This is a genomic window from Kribbella rubisoli (genome assembly GCF_004217145.1).
Taxonomy (GTDB): domain Bacteria; phylum Actinomycetota; class Actinomycetes; order Propionibacteriales; family Kribbellaceae; genus Kribbella; species Kribbella rubisoli.
Window position 1 is genome coordinate 58316 of record NZ_SHKR01000003.1, and the last position, 13859, is coordinate 72174.

Here is a 13859-nt window from a genome sequence, read left to right on the forward strand (position 1 = left end):
CATGGCTCGAATCAAGATGGCCTACATCGGCGGCGGATCCTCCCGGGCGGCCGGCACCATGGCGTCGTTCTTGTGGCACGGGCCGGAGTTCGCGGGCTCGGAAGTGGTGCTGATCGACAAGGATCCGGAGCGGCTGGAGGTCGTCCGCCGGATCGCGGAGAAGCTCGCGGCGCAGAGCGGCGACGACATCACGGTCACCGCGACGACGGACCAGCGCACTGGTCTGACCGACGTCGACGCCGTACTGACGAGCTTCCGGCCCGGCAACTTCGACGCGCGGGCACTCGATGAGCGCATTCCGATCAAGCACGGTGTGATCGGCCAGGAGACGCAGGGGCCCGGTGGGTTCTTCATGGCGCTGCGCTCGATCAACGACATGCGCGGCATCACCGACGACCTGCAGGCGGTCGCGCCGAACGCGGTGATCTTCAACTACACCAACCCGGTCAACATCGTCTCCCAGGCGGTCGCGAGCTATACGTCGGTCCCGATCTACTCGATGTGCGAAGGCCCGCTCGTGTTCCCGCCCGTCGTACTGCGGGCCGCCGGCCTCGACCCCGAACGGGCCAAGGTCACGATGGCCGGCGTGAACCACAACTGCTGGAGCTACGAGCATCTGTACGACGGCAAGGACGTCATGCCCCTGCTCGAGGCGGCGTGGGAAGAGCGCAAGAACGACCCGGCGCTCGACGACAACTCCAAGCGCGCGCTGCATCTGGCCGTCGTCATGCAGTCGATCCCGTCGGACTACTTCAACTACTACTACTTCCGGAACGAGGTGTTCCGAGCGCAACAGGCGGCGCCGCGGACCCGTTCGGAAGTGATCATGAACGAGGTTCCTGGGTACTGGGAGCACTATCGCGAGCAGGCCGAGTCCAGCCACCCCGAGCTCGATCCGGCCCGGTCGCGCGGCGGCATCCACGAACTGGAGTTGGCCATCGACGTGATGAGTGCCTACTACAACGACACGGGCGCGCGCCTGCCCGTCAACCTACCGAATGCCGACGGGGCGCTGCCCGGCTTCGATGCCGAGACTGTCGTCGAGGTGTACTGCAACGTGAACCGCAAGGGTTGCCACATCGAGCCGCAGCAGCCTCTGCCACTTGCGGTGAGAGGCATCACGCGCCAGCTCGCCGACTACCAGATGCTCGCGGCGAAGGCTGCGTGGGAGGGCAATCGGGCCGACGCGATCCGTGCTCTCGTCGCGAATCCGCTGGTGCCCGACCTGGCCATCGCCGAGCCGCTGTACGACGAGATGGCCGCGGCGCACTCGGCGTACCTGCCGGAGAGACTTCTGCGGTGAAGGACGTCTTCCTCGCTGTCGACGCCGGGAACACCAAGACCTGGGCTGGTCTGACCAGTGCCGATGGTGACCTGATCGCCCTTGCACGTGGCGGCGTCGGCGACATCTACGCGCCGGCGGGGCCTGAGGCGGCGAGATCGGTCGTGCTCAGCCTCGTCGACGAGGTACTGGCGTCGGCGGACCTACGCAAGTCCGACGTGAAGCATGCGGCGTTCCGGTTGGCGGGAGTGGACTGGCCAGTCGACGAGCAGTTCTGGAGCGCGACGCTGGAGCCGCGCTTCGGCAGTCTCAGCATCAAGAACGACGGGTTCGCGCTGATCCGGTGTGGGCGGTTGGACGGGCAAGGCATCTCGGTCGTACTCGGCACCGGTGCGGCGCTTGCGGGCCGCGGCCCGGATAAGGAGTGGGCGCTGTCGTGGTGGCTGCAGCACCCGCTCGGCGCGGCCGGGCTGGTGACCGAGGCGCTGCGGGCGGTGTACCTCGCTGAGCTCGGGATGGGCGAGGCGACGAAGCTTTCCGCCGTACTGCCGCCGTTGTTGGGGGCGTCCACGCCGGACGAGATGCTCGAGCTCACCACCGCGCGTGGCAACCAGTTCAACTTCGCGGCGCAGGCAGCTCATGCGCCGGCCGTCCTGGCGCTGATCGACGACGACCCGGTTGTGGCCGGGTTGGTCGATACGCAGGCGGAACGGCTGGCGCAGTACATCGGCAGTCTCGCGCGGACGTGTGGACTGGGTGGACCGGGTCGACCGGGTGGACTGGTCAGACCAGTAACCGTAGTTGTAGGAGGCGGCTTAGTACCGGAACCGGACGCGCCGATGTTCGTCGCGCTCCGTCGTACCTGCGATCCCCGGGAGATCGAGCTTCGGCACGCCCAGGCGCCGGCACTCGTGGGAGCGCTGCTCGACGCGATCGCCGAGGGCGGCGCGACACCGACGGAAACGGTTCGCGCCAGACTGACTCAGAAGCTCAGCTGATCACACTGTCCTGATTCTTTTGTTGGAAGAGTTGAGCCAGGCGAGCAAGGGTGGTGGGTATGGACTTCACTCATCTTGGGCGTACTGGGTTGTCGGTTAGTCGGATCGTGCTGGGGACGATGAACTTCGGTCCCCACACCGAGGTGGGGGACGCGCACGCGATCATGGACGCGGCGCATGACAAGGACATCAACTTCTTCGACACCGCGAACGGGTACGGGCGGGCCATCTACCCGGGGCGGACCGAGGAGATCATCGGCGAGTGGTTCGCCAAGGACCCGTCGAACCGGTACAAGACCGTGCTGGCGACCAAGGTGTACGGCGACATGGGCGACGGCTGGCCGAACGAGGGCAAGCTGTCCGCGCTCAACATCCGGCGCGCGCTGGACGCGTCGCTGAAGCGGCTGCAGACGGACTACATCGACCTGTACCAGTTCCACCACGTCGACCGCGCGACGCCGTGGGACGAGATCTGGCAGGCGATCGAGGTCGCGATCCAGCAGGGCAAGATCCTGTACGCCGGGTCGAGCAACTTCGCCGGCTGGCACATCGCGCAGGCTCAGGAGGCTGCGGCGCGGCGCAACTACATCGGCCTGGTCAGCGAGCAGTCGATCTACAACCTCCTCGTCCGCGACGTCGAGCGCGAGGTTCTGCCGGCCGCGCAGCACTACGGCCTCGGCGTGATCCCGTGGTCGCCGCTGCAGGGCGGTCTGCTCGGCGGCGTCGTACGCAAGGAGAACGAGGGCGTACGCCGGCTCGAGGGTCGGGCCAAGGAGACGCTGGAGCGTCTGCGCCCGCAGATCGAGCAGTACGAGGCCCTCGCGGACGAGCTCGGCCACGAGCCCGGTGAGCTTGCCCTCGCCTGGCTCCTCCACCAGCCCGCCGTCACCGGCCCGATCGTCGGCCCGCGCACGATGGAACAGCTCAACTCCGCCGTCCGCGCCGTAGACGTCAAGCTCGACGACAAGGCCCTCGCCCGCCTCGACGAAATCTTCCCCGGCTACAAGACCTCCCCCGAGGACTACGCCTGGTAAGACCGCTCCACACAGCCGGCCGCATGAACAAACGCGGCCGGCTGTTCTATGCGTGGACCGCGGTTGTCGGGAGCATGCCGATGAGGGCGTCGGCGGCTAGGGAGGCGGCGGGCCCGGTGGGGACGGCTACTGAGACTTGCCAGTCGGAGGCGGTGCCGGGGGCCAGGGGGACGGTGACATGGTCGCCGCGTTTGGCGGCGATGCGTTCGGGGACGAGGGCGACGCCGAGGTCGTAGGCGACGAGGGCCAGGAGGGTGTGTACGTCGTTGACCTCGATCGTCACCGGATGAGCGACCCCGGCCGTCGTGAACGCCCGGTCCGAGATCGCGCGGGCGCCCCAGGTCGGGTCGAAGTCGACGAAGGACTCGCCGATCAGGTCGTCGAGCGTGACGCGGGACGCCTTCGCGAGGCGGTGGTCCGGCGCGCAGACGAGCACCATCGACTCGCGGGACAGCGGTCGCAGATCGAGCCCGTCGACCGGATCCCCGGCGGTGGCGACGAACGCGACGTCGAGCCGGCCGGAGGCGAGCTCGTCGAGCATCGGCGTGGAGCCGGCCTGCCGGACCTCGATCTCGACGGACGGGTACGCCGACCGGAACTTCGCGAGCAGCGCCGGTACGTCGACCACCCCGAGGCACTGCTCGAGCCCGACGGTCAGGTGCCCGCGCAGCAACCCCTGGACCGCGGCGACCGCATCCTTGGCGGCTTCGGCGGCGGCGAGAGTACGACGGCCCTCGCACAGCAGCGCGCGCCCCGCCTCGGTGAGCTCCACGCTCCGGGTGTTCCGGACGAACAGCGACGCCCGGAGCTCACGCTCGAGTGCGCGGATCGAGGCGGACAACCCCGACTGCGAGATCGACATCGCCTCGGCGGCCCGCGTGAAGTGTTTCTGCTCAGCCACCGCCACGAAGTGTTCCAAGTGCCTCAGCTCCATGACTAAGAACTGTAGTCGATCGAAGGAAATCGATTCACCTGTCCCGCATGTTGACGCTGTCAGGCGGCCCTCGCAGCGGATCGCCAGGCCACCACAAAGCCCGCACCGAGGACATCCCAGGCGGAAGTCGGCTCCGAGGGCGCGATTGTGATGGCCTGGCGATCCGCGTCCGGCGGTACGGCTGAGCTGTGCGACTCATCAGCCCGACCGAGCGTCAGGCGTGGCAGACATGCTCAAGAGATATCCACAGCAGCAGATCGGGCCTCATTCCAGCGGGCTCCGCGCTGGAGCGGAGGTTGCGATCGGTAGGGTGGGCGGCATGGCGGATGAGGAGTTTCGGGTTGAGGTTGTGCTCAGTGACGAGGGGCACGGGTTGACGTTCTGGGATCGGTTGCGGGCGTTGGATCTGGATGACGACGCGCAGAAGCGGCTCGGGAGTCAGGTGACGGTGACCCGGGACGGGAACCGGATGCTGATGTACACGCATACGCTCGAGGACGCCCAGGAGGCTGAGCGGACCGCCAAGGAGCTGGTCGCCCACGACCGCCTCGACGCGACGTACACGGTGACGCGGTGGAATCCGGCCGAGCAGGACTGGGCCGACCCGAGCGTTCCGGTCGGCCCGCACGACGCGGCCAGCGACGAGGCGAAGAATGCCGGCATGGAGGTCCCCGACCCGCGGTACGTCGTGGTCCAGGCGTACAAGCCGGAGTTCCTGCGCGACCTCGGTCTCTAACATCTACGCAGGCGTGTAGCCGGAGCGTTCGAAGAACGCGTCGGCTGCCTGCTGGTGCGCGAGGGCCTCGGCCGGGCGGTTCATCGCCGTACATTGCCTGCAGCGCGATGCAGGTGTTGTAGCTGCTGTCGATCTCGCGGCTGATGCGCAGTACGTCGACCGCCACCTCGCGGGCGACCTCGTGATGCCGGAGCCGATTCTCCACACCGGCTTTCGCCAGGCCCCATTGCATTCTCGCGAACTCGCCGGCGGCCGGAAGACCTCGAGCTCTTCAGCGAAAGCCTCAGGGGCCTTTCGTAGCTGCCCTTGAGCGTTGTAGTTGACCGCGGGGTTGCAGCGCAAGGCACCCTCGCCCAGTGCGAAACCGCCTGCTCGGTAGAGGCCGGCTGCCTGCTCGTAGAGCGCGATCGACTCTTCGTTCCCGCCTGCCGTCCGGGCCAGCGCCGCGCGTGCATGCGTACGTAGGTGCACGCTACGAGTCGGATGCGGTGCCGTCAGGCCAGAGCCCGTCGATCAGCTCGCCCACCGGCACCGGCCGATGCGGATGCAGCAGCAGGATCGCAAGCAGCGAACACACCGCGGCGCCGGCGTGAGGACCGCACATCCGTCGACGACGATCTCGAGCGGACCGAGAATGCGGAACTCCATCGACCTCTAGTCTGGCAGGCATGGATGTCGTCCTGGGGCCTGTCGAAGAAGCAGATGTGGCGTTGCTCAAGCGGTTCGTGGTTGAGCCGGGGCTGATCGGGCTGGACTGGAACGGGTTCCGGGATGCGCAGGCGCCGGTGCGGCGGTTTGCGCAGGACGGGTTCCTCGGGGACGACGACGGACGGCTGATGGTCCGGACCGGCGCGGATCCAGGTGCAGAGACGGCGGGGCTGGTGAGCTGGCGGTCGGGGTCTTTCGACGGGCGGACGAAGTACTGGGAGATCGGGATCGCGCTGCTGCCGGAGTATCGCGGGCGTGGGATCGGGTGGCGGGCGCAGGCGACGCTGACGGCGTACCTGTTCGAACATACGCCGGTGCAGCGGATCCAGGCCGCGACGCATCCGGAGAACCTGGCCGAGCAGAAGTCGTTGGAGAAGGCGGGTTTCCGGCTCGAAGGGGTGATCCGCGGGTGCGAGTTCCGGGCCGGGCGATTGCGGGACGGGTACCTCTACAGCCGATTGCGGGACGACCCGGCGCCGGACCTCGGCAACGGTTCGGTGACGGCGAGCGGATTGAACCCTCTGGCGCACTAGTCTCGGCGGGTCGCTGCGCGCTTACTCGGCGTACTTCTGCGACATTGAAAAAAGCTGAGGGATAAGGGGTCGCCCGTGTCGCGTCGTCGTGGTCTGATTGCCGGTGCCATCGGTGCCGCAGTGCTGTCGTTCGTGCTTGCGGGCTGCTCGGACGTAGCCGCCAGCGAGACGACTCCTGCACCTTCGGCGACGACCGCTTCCTCGAGTGCAACCCCGACGGCGACTGCGACTGCGACTGCGAAGCCGACGGTCAAGCCAACGGTGACGCCGAAGCCCAAGGTGAAGCAGAAGCCGGCGTACTACGCGCTCCGCGTGGAACGGCAACTGGACAAACTCGGCTACCCGGTCGGCGACATCGACGGTGACATCACCGCGCGCGCCAAACAGGCGCTGTGCGCGTGGCGTGAGACGAACGGGCTTCCGGTGAGCCGCGCCGGCCTGACGCTGAACGACGCGTACTCGGTGCTCAACGCAACCAAGCGCCCCACGCCGACCCGCTCCCCCGGCATCTACGTCAACAAGACCTGCCAGATCCTGTACCAAATCGTCGGGAAGACCTATAAGCGGATCGTCTGGATCTCCACCGGCCAGCCCGGCTACGACACCCCGAACCGCACCGGCAAGGTCTGGCGCAAGTGGGCCGGCGCGCACGAGAGCAGCCTGTACGAGGACGCGTACATGTACGACTCCTTGTACTTCCTCAAGGACCGCCCCGGCATCGCGCTGCACGGCTCCCGGGTCAACTCCCTCATCAAGCCGTATCCCGCGAGCCACCGCTGCGTCCGCGTCATGCGCCCCGAGATCCACGAGATCTACGCCGACACCCCCATCGGCACCAAGGTCCAGATCTACGGCGAGTACTAGGCGAGTTCGGTCCTCGATACAAGACGGACCGCTCAAGCTTTGTCGCGTCGCACGAGACGGGCGGGGCATCACGCTGGCAAAGTCTTCTCTATGTCTCTCCCCCTCCAGGACGAGCAAGACCTGGCCTCGGTCACCGCGCTCGCGGCCACCGCGGTCGATCCCGGCGGCGTGCTGCGCATGAAGCTCGTGCCCCTCGACCGCATCGCGCAGGCAGCGTCGTCCGGGCTGGGCGCGGCGCCGAGCTGGCACGTCTTCTGCGTCGACAACGGGATCGCGTTCACCCCCGACGTCGGCGTACTCGGCGATCAGCGGCTGCGACCCGATCTGCACGCAGCGCGGGTGCTGGACGACGGGCTGGCGTGGGCTCCGGCGGAGTTCTACGAGCAGTCGGGCGAGCTCTCTGCGCTGTGCACGCGTGGCCGGTTGCGCGAGACGGTCCGTGATCTGGCAGCGCTCGGGGTCACCGCGACAGTCGGCTGCGAGGTCGAGTTCGTGCTCACGGCCGCCGATGGATCAGCGCTGGGCGAGCGGCCGTGGAACTGTTACGGGGTCACCGCGGCCTTGGATCGGGAGGAGTTCCTGCTGAGCCTGCTCGACGACTTCCGGGTCGCGCGCCTCGACGTCGACCAGTGCCACGCGGAGTACGGCGACAGCCAGTACGAGATCTCCTTTGCCCCCGCCGATCCGCTCGCGGCAGCCGACGCAACTGTGCTCGCCCGGATCGTGATCGGGCGTGCGGCCCGGCGCGCGGGGCTGGCCGCGTCCTTCTCGCCGGTGCCGTTCGCGGGCGGCAGCGGCAACGGCGCCCACGTGCACGTTTCGCTCGACCGCGACGGCGTACCACTGTTGTCCGGCGGGCACGGGCCGCACGGGCTGACCGCCGAGGGCGGGGCGGCGATCGGCGGCATCGTCGCCGGGCTGTCCGAGGTGATCGGTGTACTCGCCGGATCGGTGCTGTCCGGCGGACGGCTGCTTCCCGATCACTGGTCCGGCGCCTTTCCCTGCTGGGGCCTGGAGAACCGCGAGGCGGCGGTCCGGCTGTGCGCAGTCGAGGCGGGCAACGCGAACATCGAGGTCAAATGCGTCGACCCGTCCGCCAATCCCTATCTCGCGATCGCGACGGTGCTTGGCCTGATCGCGGACGGACTGCGGCGCGAGGCGCCGTTACCCGCCGAGGTGACGACACATCCCGCGGACGCCGGGCACCCGACGCTGCCTGCCGACCAATCCACCGCGCTCGACGCACTCCAGGATTCGGCGCTGGCCCGTCGGATCCTCGGCCCGGACCTGCTGTCCGCGCTGCTCGCCGTACGGCGCCACGAGGTCGCCGTCTTCGCCGACCGGGATCCGTCGGCAGTCGCCGACCGGTTGCGATTCTCGTGGTCGGCATGAGCGCCGAAGGAACCGCCACGGAATCGTTCGCGGAGTTCGTGGCCGGACTGCCGCTGGTCGACCATCACTGCCACGGCGTGCGGACCGGCACGACCACGGACGCCGATTTCGAACTGCTGGCCACCGAGTCGGACTGGCCCGCCCCGCCCGGCACATCGGTGTTCGATAACCCGTTCGGCATCGCCGTACGTGCGCTATGCGCCCCGCTGCTCGACCTGCCGCGACACTGCACGGCCGAGGACTATCTGAGGCGACGCGGCGAACTGGGCGACCAGGAGGTCAGCGCTCGTCTGCTGGCCGCGAGCGGCACCGAGAAATACCTGCTCGACACGGGTTTTCGCGCCTCAACCATCATGACGCCGCCCGAGATGGCGCAGTTGACCGGCGCCGCCACCCAGGAGATCGTGCGGCTGGAGGCGCTGGCCGAATCGATCGCGCCCGACTGCACCGCGGCCGGTTTCTCCAGTGCCTTCGAGGACGCGCTGGAACGAGCGCTCGAGCATGCCGTCGGCGTCAAGTCGATCATCGCCTACCGGTACGGACTCGACTTCGACCCGGCTCCGCCGACGAACGCCGAGGTGACGGCGGCCGCCGGCCGGTGGCTGGCAGGAATCGAGGCGGGTGGCCTGGTCCGACTCACCGATCTGGTGCTGCTGCGGCATCTCCTGTGGCGCGCGGTCGGGTTCGGCAAGCCCATCCAGCTGCACGTCGGCTTCGGCGATGCGGACATCGTGCTGCACCGCTGCGATCCCTCCCACCTCACCGAGTTCGCGCACGCGACCCGCGAGACCGGCGTACAGCTGATGCTGCTGCACTGCTACCCGTACATCCGGGAGGCGGGGATTCTCGCGCAGCTGTTCCCACACGTATGGATGGACACGTCGTGCGCGGTCTCGCACACCGGCCCGTCCAGCGAGACGCTGGTGCGGCAGTCACTGGAGAGCGCGCCGATGCACAAGGTGCTCTACGCCTCGGACGCGTTCGGCCTGCCCGAGCTGTACCTGTGCGGCGCTCAGCTGTGGCGCCGGGCCGTGGCCAGGATCCTCGGTGAGTGGGTGGCCGAGGGGTTCGCCGGCGAAACCGACGCCCGTCGCTATGCCGAGCTGCTGGGGCGCGGCAACGCGATCCGCGCGTACGGTCTGGAGTAGCCACGGACCTGGAAGAGGCACGGACCTGCGATCGCGGTGCTGAGCTGTCGAGCCACGACATTCGCGCTTTCCTCGGCGTACACCTGCAGCCGCGTCTCGCCGACGGCCAGTTCTCCGCAGCGCCTAGCCTCTGATCCGCGGCTGCCACATTTCGTAATTTCCGCATTCCGCGGTGATCTCGGCCGTTTCCTGAGCTGCGGCGAGAAAGTCGTCGACCATTCGCGAGCTGCGCGATTCCGCCACCGCGAGGTAAACCTGTTCAGGCGACAAGTCCGGGATCGGCACATAGCTGATATCGGGGCGTGAGTAGAACACGGTCTCCGACCGTCCGACGAACGAGATGCCCCGGCCTGCCGCGACGTGCTCGAGCTTCTCCTCCACCCCGCGCGCCCGGAGTCCGGAGTCGGGGTGCGGGCGCCTGGTGGGCTGCGTGCTCGGGTCGGCGTGCCAGACCACTGGCTCACCGTCCAGGTCAGCTTCGGAGACCTCCTCCTTGCCGGCCAACCGGTGGTCGCCGGGCAGCGCCACCATGAGCGGCTCGGTGTAGAGCGGAGTCAGGCGCAGCCCGGTCTCATCGACAGGCAGCCGCACGTAGCCGACGTCGACGCGACCGTCCAGCAGCATCAGGGCCTGGTCGTCCCATTCCATCCGCTGCACGTCCACGACCACGTCCGGATTCCGGGCCTCGAACGCCCGCGCCGCCGGGATGACCGGGATTCCGGTCCGGAAGCCGATCACCAGCCGCCGGCTCCCGCGGCCGGCCACGGACACCCGGCGCTGGATCGCGCGCACCGAGGCCAGCAGCGGACCAGCGTCGTCCAGCAACTGTCGACCCGCGTCGGTCAGCTCCACGCCGTGGCTGTCCCTGGCGAACAGCGAGGCACCGAGATCCTTTTCCAGAGCACGGATCTGCCGGCTGAGCACCGGTTGCGCGATGTGCAGCTCCTCGGCGGCGCGACCGAAGTGCAGCCTGTCCGCGACAGCGACGAAGTAGCGCAGCTTGCGCAGGTCCAGATCCATCGAGCCTCCCGGTCCGGCGATGCCTTCAAGGTATCACCACGGCTGAAAGAGGTCTTGGACACGCGCTCCGGCCAGTGGCATTGTCAATGGGGCACGAGCGAATTCGATCGAGGAATTCCGCACCGGATTCTTACCGGGAATGGGCGGGAATGCCGTGCTGTCCAGCTCCAGAAAGCAGGAACACCATGAGCAGCGTCAGTTTTATCGGCCTGGGCGGAATGGCCCGCGCAATAGCGGCTCGCGCGATCGCGGGCGGCAATTCGGTCGAGCTCGTCGGCCGCGATGCCGCCAAGGCTAAGGACCTGGCTGCGGAGTTCGGCGGCGGGGCCACGGTGGGGACGTTCGGCACGGTCCCTGCGGGCGACATCGTCGTACTCGCTGTGCCGTACACCAGCGCTGTCGCGGTCGTCACCCAGTACGGCGATGCGCTGGCCGGCAAGGTCATCATCGACATCTCCAATACCTTCGACGCCGACGCAACCGGACTCATCACGCCCGACGGCACGTCCGGAGCACAGGAGATCGCCAAGGCCGCACCGGCAAGCGCGCACGTCGTGAAGGCGTTCAACACCGTCTTCGGCCACGTCCTGGCCAAGAACCGTCCGTTGGACGTGCTCTTCGCCGGGGACGACGCGCGGGCCAAGGCCGAAGCGTCGACGTTCATCGAGAGCCTCGGGCTGCGTCCGCTCGACGTCGGCGGCCTGCAGATGGCCCGCTGGCTGGAAGGCGTCGGGCCGCTCCTGATGGGCCTGGCCCGCCACGGCGCGGGCACCTTCGACATCGCCCTCGGCGTCAACGTTCTCGGCTGAGCCCACCACCTACCCGCACAAGGACACACCATGCGCGTTTTCGTCGCCGGCGGGACCGGCCATTCCGGTTCGTACATCATTCCTGAGCTCCTCGCCACTGGGCACGAGGTCACTGCCCTGGCCCGGTCTGACACGGCCGCGGCGGCACTGTCCGCGCTCGGCACGAAGGTACGTCTCGGCGACCTCCAGGATCTCGACGGGCTGAAGGAGGCGGCCGCGGACGCCGACGGCGTCATCCACGTCGCGCACCGGCAGGACCTGCTGCTCTCCGGCGGGATGGACGCCGTGGCCGCGGCGGAGGTCCCGATCATGCTCGCGTACGGCGAGGCGCTGGCGGGCACCGGGAAACCGCTCGTCGCGGCCGGGAGCATCGGCTCGCCGGGGAACCTGGGCCGGCCGGCCACCGAGGACGACCCGGCCCTTGCCGTCGGCAACGAGCACAGCGGCACCCTGCGGGCTCGCAACGTCGTGGAGACCGCCGTGGTCGGCCTCGCCGAGCGGGGAGTGCGTGCATCGGTCGTGCGGCTTGCCAACATCGCATACAGCACGACCGATGGTTCCGGCTTCCTCGTGCAGCTGATCGCGCTCGCGAAGGAGAAGGGCTTCGTCGGCTACCCCGGAGACGGTACGAACCTGTGGAACGCCGTGCATGTCCGCGACAGCGCCTCCTTGTTCCGGCTGGCGCTGGAGAAGGGGCCGGCCGGCAGATACTGGCACGCGGTCGGAGACGGGGGCATCCCGCTCCGCGCGATCGCCGAGGCCATCGGCAGCCGGCTGGGCCTGCCCGTCGTGAGCGTACCCGTCGACGAGCTGGTGCTACCGGGGTACTTCGGGTTCCTCGCGAACATTGTCACGCAGACCTACCCGGCCTCGAACCTCATCACTCGCAGAACCCTCGGCTGGGAACCCATCCAGCCCAGCCTGCTCGCCGATCTGGACAACGGCCACTACTTCTCCGCCGGCTGACGGCCGTTCCGGATATTCATCAATTCAAGGAGTAATCGTGGGAAAGCTCGATGGCAAGGTAGCTGTGATCACCGGCGGATCAACCGGTATGGCGCTGGCCGGCGCCGAATTGTTCGTAGCCGAAGGAGCCCATGTCTTCATCATGGGCCGGCGGAAGGACGCGCTGGACGACGCCGTACAGCAGATCGGCCGCAACGTGACCGCCGTACAAGGCGATGCGGCCGACCTGGACGACCTCGACCGTTTGTACGAAACGGTCAAGAACGAGAAGGGCTCGATCGACGTCCTGTGGGCCAGCGCAGGGATGGGCGAACCGGGCAAGCTCGGTGAGATCACCGAGGAGCAGTTCCATGCCGCGTTCTGGCTGAACGCACGCGGGACGCTGTTCACGGTGCAGAAGGCCCTGCCGTTGATGAACGACGAGGGCTCGATCTTCATGACTGGGTCGAACGCCTCGCTCGGCGCCTTCCCCGGCTGGAGTCTGTACGCCGGGAGCAAGGCCGTGCAGCAGGCCTGGGCCCGCGTGTGGCTCAACGAGTTGAAGGACAGGCGGATCCGGGTGAACGTGCTCACCCCCGGCCAGGTCGCGACAGCCAAGCAGGAAGAACTGTTCGACGAGGAAACGAAGGCGGCGTTCGAGTCGCTGATCCCGCGGGGAAAGATGGGCCGCCCCGAGGAGATCGCCGCCGTCGCCCTGTTCCTCGCCTCCGACGACTCCAGCTACGTGAACGGCCTGGAACTGGTCGCCGACGGCGGCACCACAGCAATCTGAATCGAGGACCAGGAAGAGAGGGCACATCATGAGCGGCATCAGCATCATCGGCTCGGGGAACATGGCCAGCACCATCGGCACCCTGGCAATCGCGGGCGGCCATACCGTCGAAGTGATCGGCCGCGACGCGGCCAAGTCCGCGGCTCTGGCCAAATCGCTCGGCGGCGGCGCCACGGCCGGGACATTCGGTATCGCGCCGGCAGGCGACATCGTCATCCTCGCGGTGCTTTTCGACAGCGCCGTGCCGGCGGTCCGCGCGTTCGGAGACACGCTGGCCGGCAAGATCATCGTCGACATCACCAACCCGTTCGACGCCACCGGCACCGGGCTGGCCGTTCCTCACGACACCTCGATCGCGCAAAGGGTGGCCGAGGCCGCGCCCTCGAGCGCCAAGGTCGTGAAGGCGTTCAACACCCTGTTCCGCCACGTGCTGGCCCAAGGCGGCCCGGTGGATGTGTTCATGGCCGGTGATGATGCGCAGGCCAAGGCGAGCGTGTCAGCGTTCATCGAGAGCCTCGGACTCCGCCCGCGGGACACCGGCGACCTGCGCATGGCCCACTGGGTAGAGGGAGCGGGCGTGTTGACGATGGGCTTGGCCCGCCACGGTGTGGGGAACTTCGACTTCTCCCTCGGCATCAACAACCTGCCCATGAACCCTTAGAA

General features: G+C 68.1%; 15 protein-coding genes. 12 read left to right on the top strand and 3 right to left on the bottom strand.

Translation table 11 applies throughout. The features are described 5' to 3' along the window. Window position 1 precedes the first annotated feature (1 nt). Genes EV645_RS01905 through EV645_RS01915 form a run of 3 tightly spaced genes read left to right on the top strand, consistent with a single transcriptional unit; the run spans window position 2 to window position 3314 of the window. On the top strand, window positions 2-1303 hold the full coding sequence (locus EV645_RS01905; protein ID WP_130439090.1) for a family 4 glycosyl hydrolase: 1302 nt from the start codon (window positions 2-4) through the stop codon (window positions 1301-1303). Beyond that, window positions 1300-2280, top strand: a complete 981-nt coding sequence (locus EV645_RS01910) for a hypothetical protein (protein ID WP_130439092.1) — start codon at window positions 1300-1302, stop codon at window positions 2278-2280. The genes EV645_RS01905 and EV645_RS01910 overlap by 4 nt, the downstream gene beginning before the upstream one ends. 59 nt (window positions 2281-2339) lie before the next feature. Then, window positions 2340-3314 carry an aldo/keto reductase gene (locus tag EV645_RS01915; protein ID WP_130439094.1) on the top strand — a complete coding sequence of 325 codons (975 nt, stop codon included), beginning with the start codon at window positions 2340-2342 and terminating at the stop codon, window positions 3312-3314. 46 nt (window positions 3315-3360) lie between these two features. On the opposite strand, the gene EV645_RS01920 is transcribed toward EV645_RS01915, so the two are convergent. Further along, window positions 3361-4248, bottom strand: coding sequence for a LysR family transcriptional regulator (locus EV645_RS01920; RefSeq protein ID WP_130439096.1), 888 nt, complete (start codon window positions 4246-4248; stop codon window positions 3361-3363). A gap of 319 nt (window positions 4249-4567) precedes the next feature. Between EV645_RS01920 and EV645_RS01925 the strand changes: the two genes are divergently transcribed. Further along, complete coding sequence (locus EV645_RS01925; RefSeq protein WP_130439098.1) at window positions 4568-4984, top strand: hypothetical protein; 417 nt, start codon at window positions 4568-4570, stop codon at window positions 4982-4984. Window positions 4985-5456: 472 nt separating this feature from the next. On the opposite strand, the gene EV645_RS42110 is transcribed toward EV645_RS01925, so the two are convergent. Beyond that, window positions 5457-5588 (bottom strand): helix-turn-helix domain-containing protein, encoded by a 132-nt coding sequence (locus EV645_RS42110; protein WP_130439100.1) that lies wholly within the window; start codon window positions 5586-5588, stop codon window positions 5457-5459. Between the two features lie 64 nt (window positions 5589-5652). Here EV645_RS42110 and EV645_RS01935 point away from each other — a divergent pair, with 64 nt between their 5' ends. The 4 genes from EV645_RS01935 to EV645_RS01950 all read left to right on the top strand — a co-directional run bounded on the left by EV645_RS01935 (window position 5653) and on the right by EV645_RS01950 (window position 9629). Next, window positions 5653-6225: a GNAT family N-acetyltransferase gene (locus EV645_RS01935; RefSeq protein ID WP_130439102.1), complete on the top strand. Its 573-nt coding sequence runs from the start codon at window positions 5653-5655 to the stop codon at window positions 6223-6225. Between the two features lie 75 nt (window positions 6226-6300). After that, window positions 6301-7089, top strand: coding sequence for a L,D-transpeptidase family protein (locus tag EV645_RS01940; protein WP_242000147.1), 789 nt, complete (start codon window positions 6301-6303; stop codon window positions 7087-7089). 90 nt (window positions 7090-7179) lie between these two features. Beyond that, the gene (locus tag EV645_RS01945; RefSeq protein ID WP_130439104.1) at window positions 7180-8481 is read left to right on the top strand and encodes a type I glutamate--ammonia ligase; all 1302 of its coding nucleotides are present in this window, start codon (window positions 7180-7182) and stop codon (window positions 8479-8481) included. Beyond that, the gene (locus EV645_RS01950) at window positions 8478-9629 is read left to right on the top strand and encodes an amidohydrolase family protein (RefSeq protein ID WP_130439106.1); all 1152 of its coding nucleotides are present in this window, start codon (window positions 8478-8480) and stop codon (window positions 9627-9629) included. The genes EV645_RS01945 and EV645_RS01950 overlap by 4 nt, the downstream gene beginning before the upstream one ends. 123 nt (window positions 9630-9752) lie before the next feature. Here EV645_RS01950 and EV645_RS01955 read toward each other — a convergent pair whose 3' ends face one another. Next, window positions 9753-10649 (bottom strand): LysR family transcriptional regulator, encoded by an 897-nt coding sequence (locus EV645_RS01955; protein ID WP_130439108.1) that lies wholly within the window; start codon window positions 10647-10649, stop codon window positions 9753-9755. A gap of 185 nt (window positions 10650-10834) precedes the next feature. On the opposite strand from EV645_RS01955, the gene EV645_RS01960 reads away from it, so the two are divergent. The 4 genes from EV645_RS01960 to EV645_RS01975 are packed head-to-tail and all read left to right on the top strand — an operon-like array spanning window position 10835 to window position 13857. Next, window positions 10835-11458, top strand: a complete 624-nt coding sequence (locus tag EV645_RS01960) for an NADPH-dependent F420 reductase (protein ID WP_130439110.1) — start codon at window positions 10835-10837, stop codon at window positions 11456-11458. A 30-nt stretch (window positions 11459-11488) separates the two neighbouring features. After that, complete coding sequence (locus tag EV645_RS01965; RefSeq protein ID WP_130439112.1) at window positions 11489-12424, top strand: SDR family oxidoreductase; 936 nt, start codon at window positions 11489-11491, stop codon at window positions 12422-12424. A gap of 37 nt (window positions 12425-12461) precedes the next feature. After that, a complete protein-coding gene (locus EV645_RS01970) occupies window positions 12462-13196 on the top strand; it encodes an SDR family NAD(P)-dependent oxidoreductase (protein WP_130439114.1) in 735 nt (244 codons plus the stop codon). A gap of 28 nt (window positions 13197-13224) precedes the next feature. Then, a complete protein-coding gene (locus EV645_RS01975; RefSeq protein ID WP_130439116.1) occupies window positions 13225-13857 on the top strand; it encodes an NADPH-dependent F420 reductase in 633 nt (210 codons plus the stop codon). Window positions 13858-13859 lie beyond the last annotated feature (2 nt).

Coding starts and splice junctions, on each gene's coding strand:
- EV645_RS01960 (WP_130439110.1), top strand. CDS start 10,835: ATGAGCAGCGTCAGTTTTATCGGCCTGGGCGGAATGGCCCGCGCAATA.
- EV645_RS01925 (WP_130439098.1), top strand. CDS start 4,568: ATGGCGGATGAGGAGTTTCGGGTTGAGGTTGTGCTCAGTGACGAGGGG.
- EV645_RS01905 (WP_130439090.1), top strand. CDS start 2: ATGGCTCGAATCAAGATGGCCTACATCGGCGGCGGATCCTCCCGGGCG.
- EV645_RS01950 (WP_130439106.1), top strand. CDS start 8,478: ATGAGCGCCGAAGGAACCGCCACGGAATCGTTCGCGGAGTTCGTGGCC.
- EV645_RS01920 (WP_130439096.1), bottom strand. CDS start 4,248: ATGGAGCTGAGGCACTTGGAACACTTCGTGGCGGTGGCTGAGCAGAAA.
- EV645_RS01915 (WP_130439094.1), top strand. CDS start 2,340: ATGGACTTCACTCATCTTGGGCGTACTGGGTTGTCGGTTAGTCGGATC.
- EV645_RS01965 (WP_130439112.1), top strand. CDS start 11,489: ATGCGCGTTTTCGTCGCCGGCGGGACCGGCCATTCCGGTTCGTACATC.
- EV645_RS42110 (WP_130439100.1), bottom strand. CDS start 5,588: ATGTGCGGTCCTCACGCCGGCGCCGCGGTGTGTTCGCTGCTTGCGATC.
- EV645_RS01935 (WP_130439102.1), top strand. CDS start 5,653: ATGGATGTCGTCCTGGGGCCTGTCGAAGAAGCAGATGTGGCGTTGCTC.
- EV645_RS01955 (WP_130439108.1), bottom strand. CDS start 10,649: ATGGATCTGGACCTGCGCAAGCTGCGCTACTTCGTCGCTGTCGCGGAC.
- EV645_RS01975 (WP_130439116.1), top strand. CDS start 13,225: ATGAGCGGCATCAGCATCATCGGCTCGGGGAACATGGCCAGCACCATC.
- EV645_RS01945 (WP_130439104.1), top strand. CDS start 7,180: ATGTCTCTCCCCCTCCAGGACGAGCAAGACCTGGCCTCGGTCACCGCG.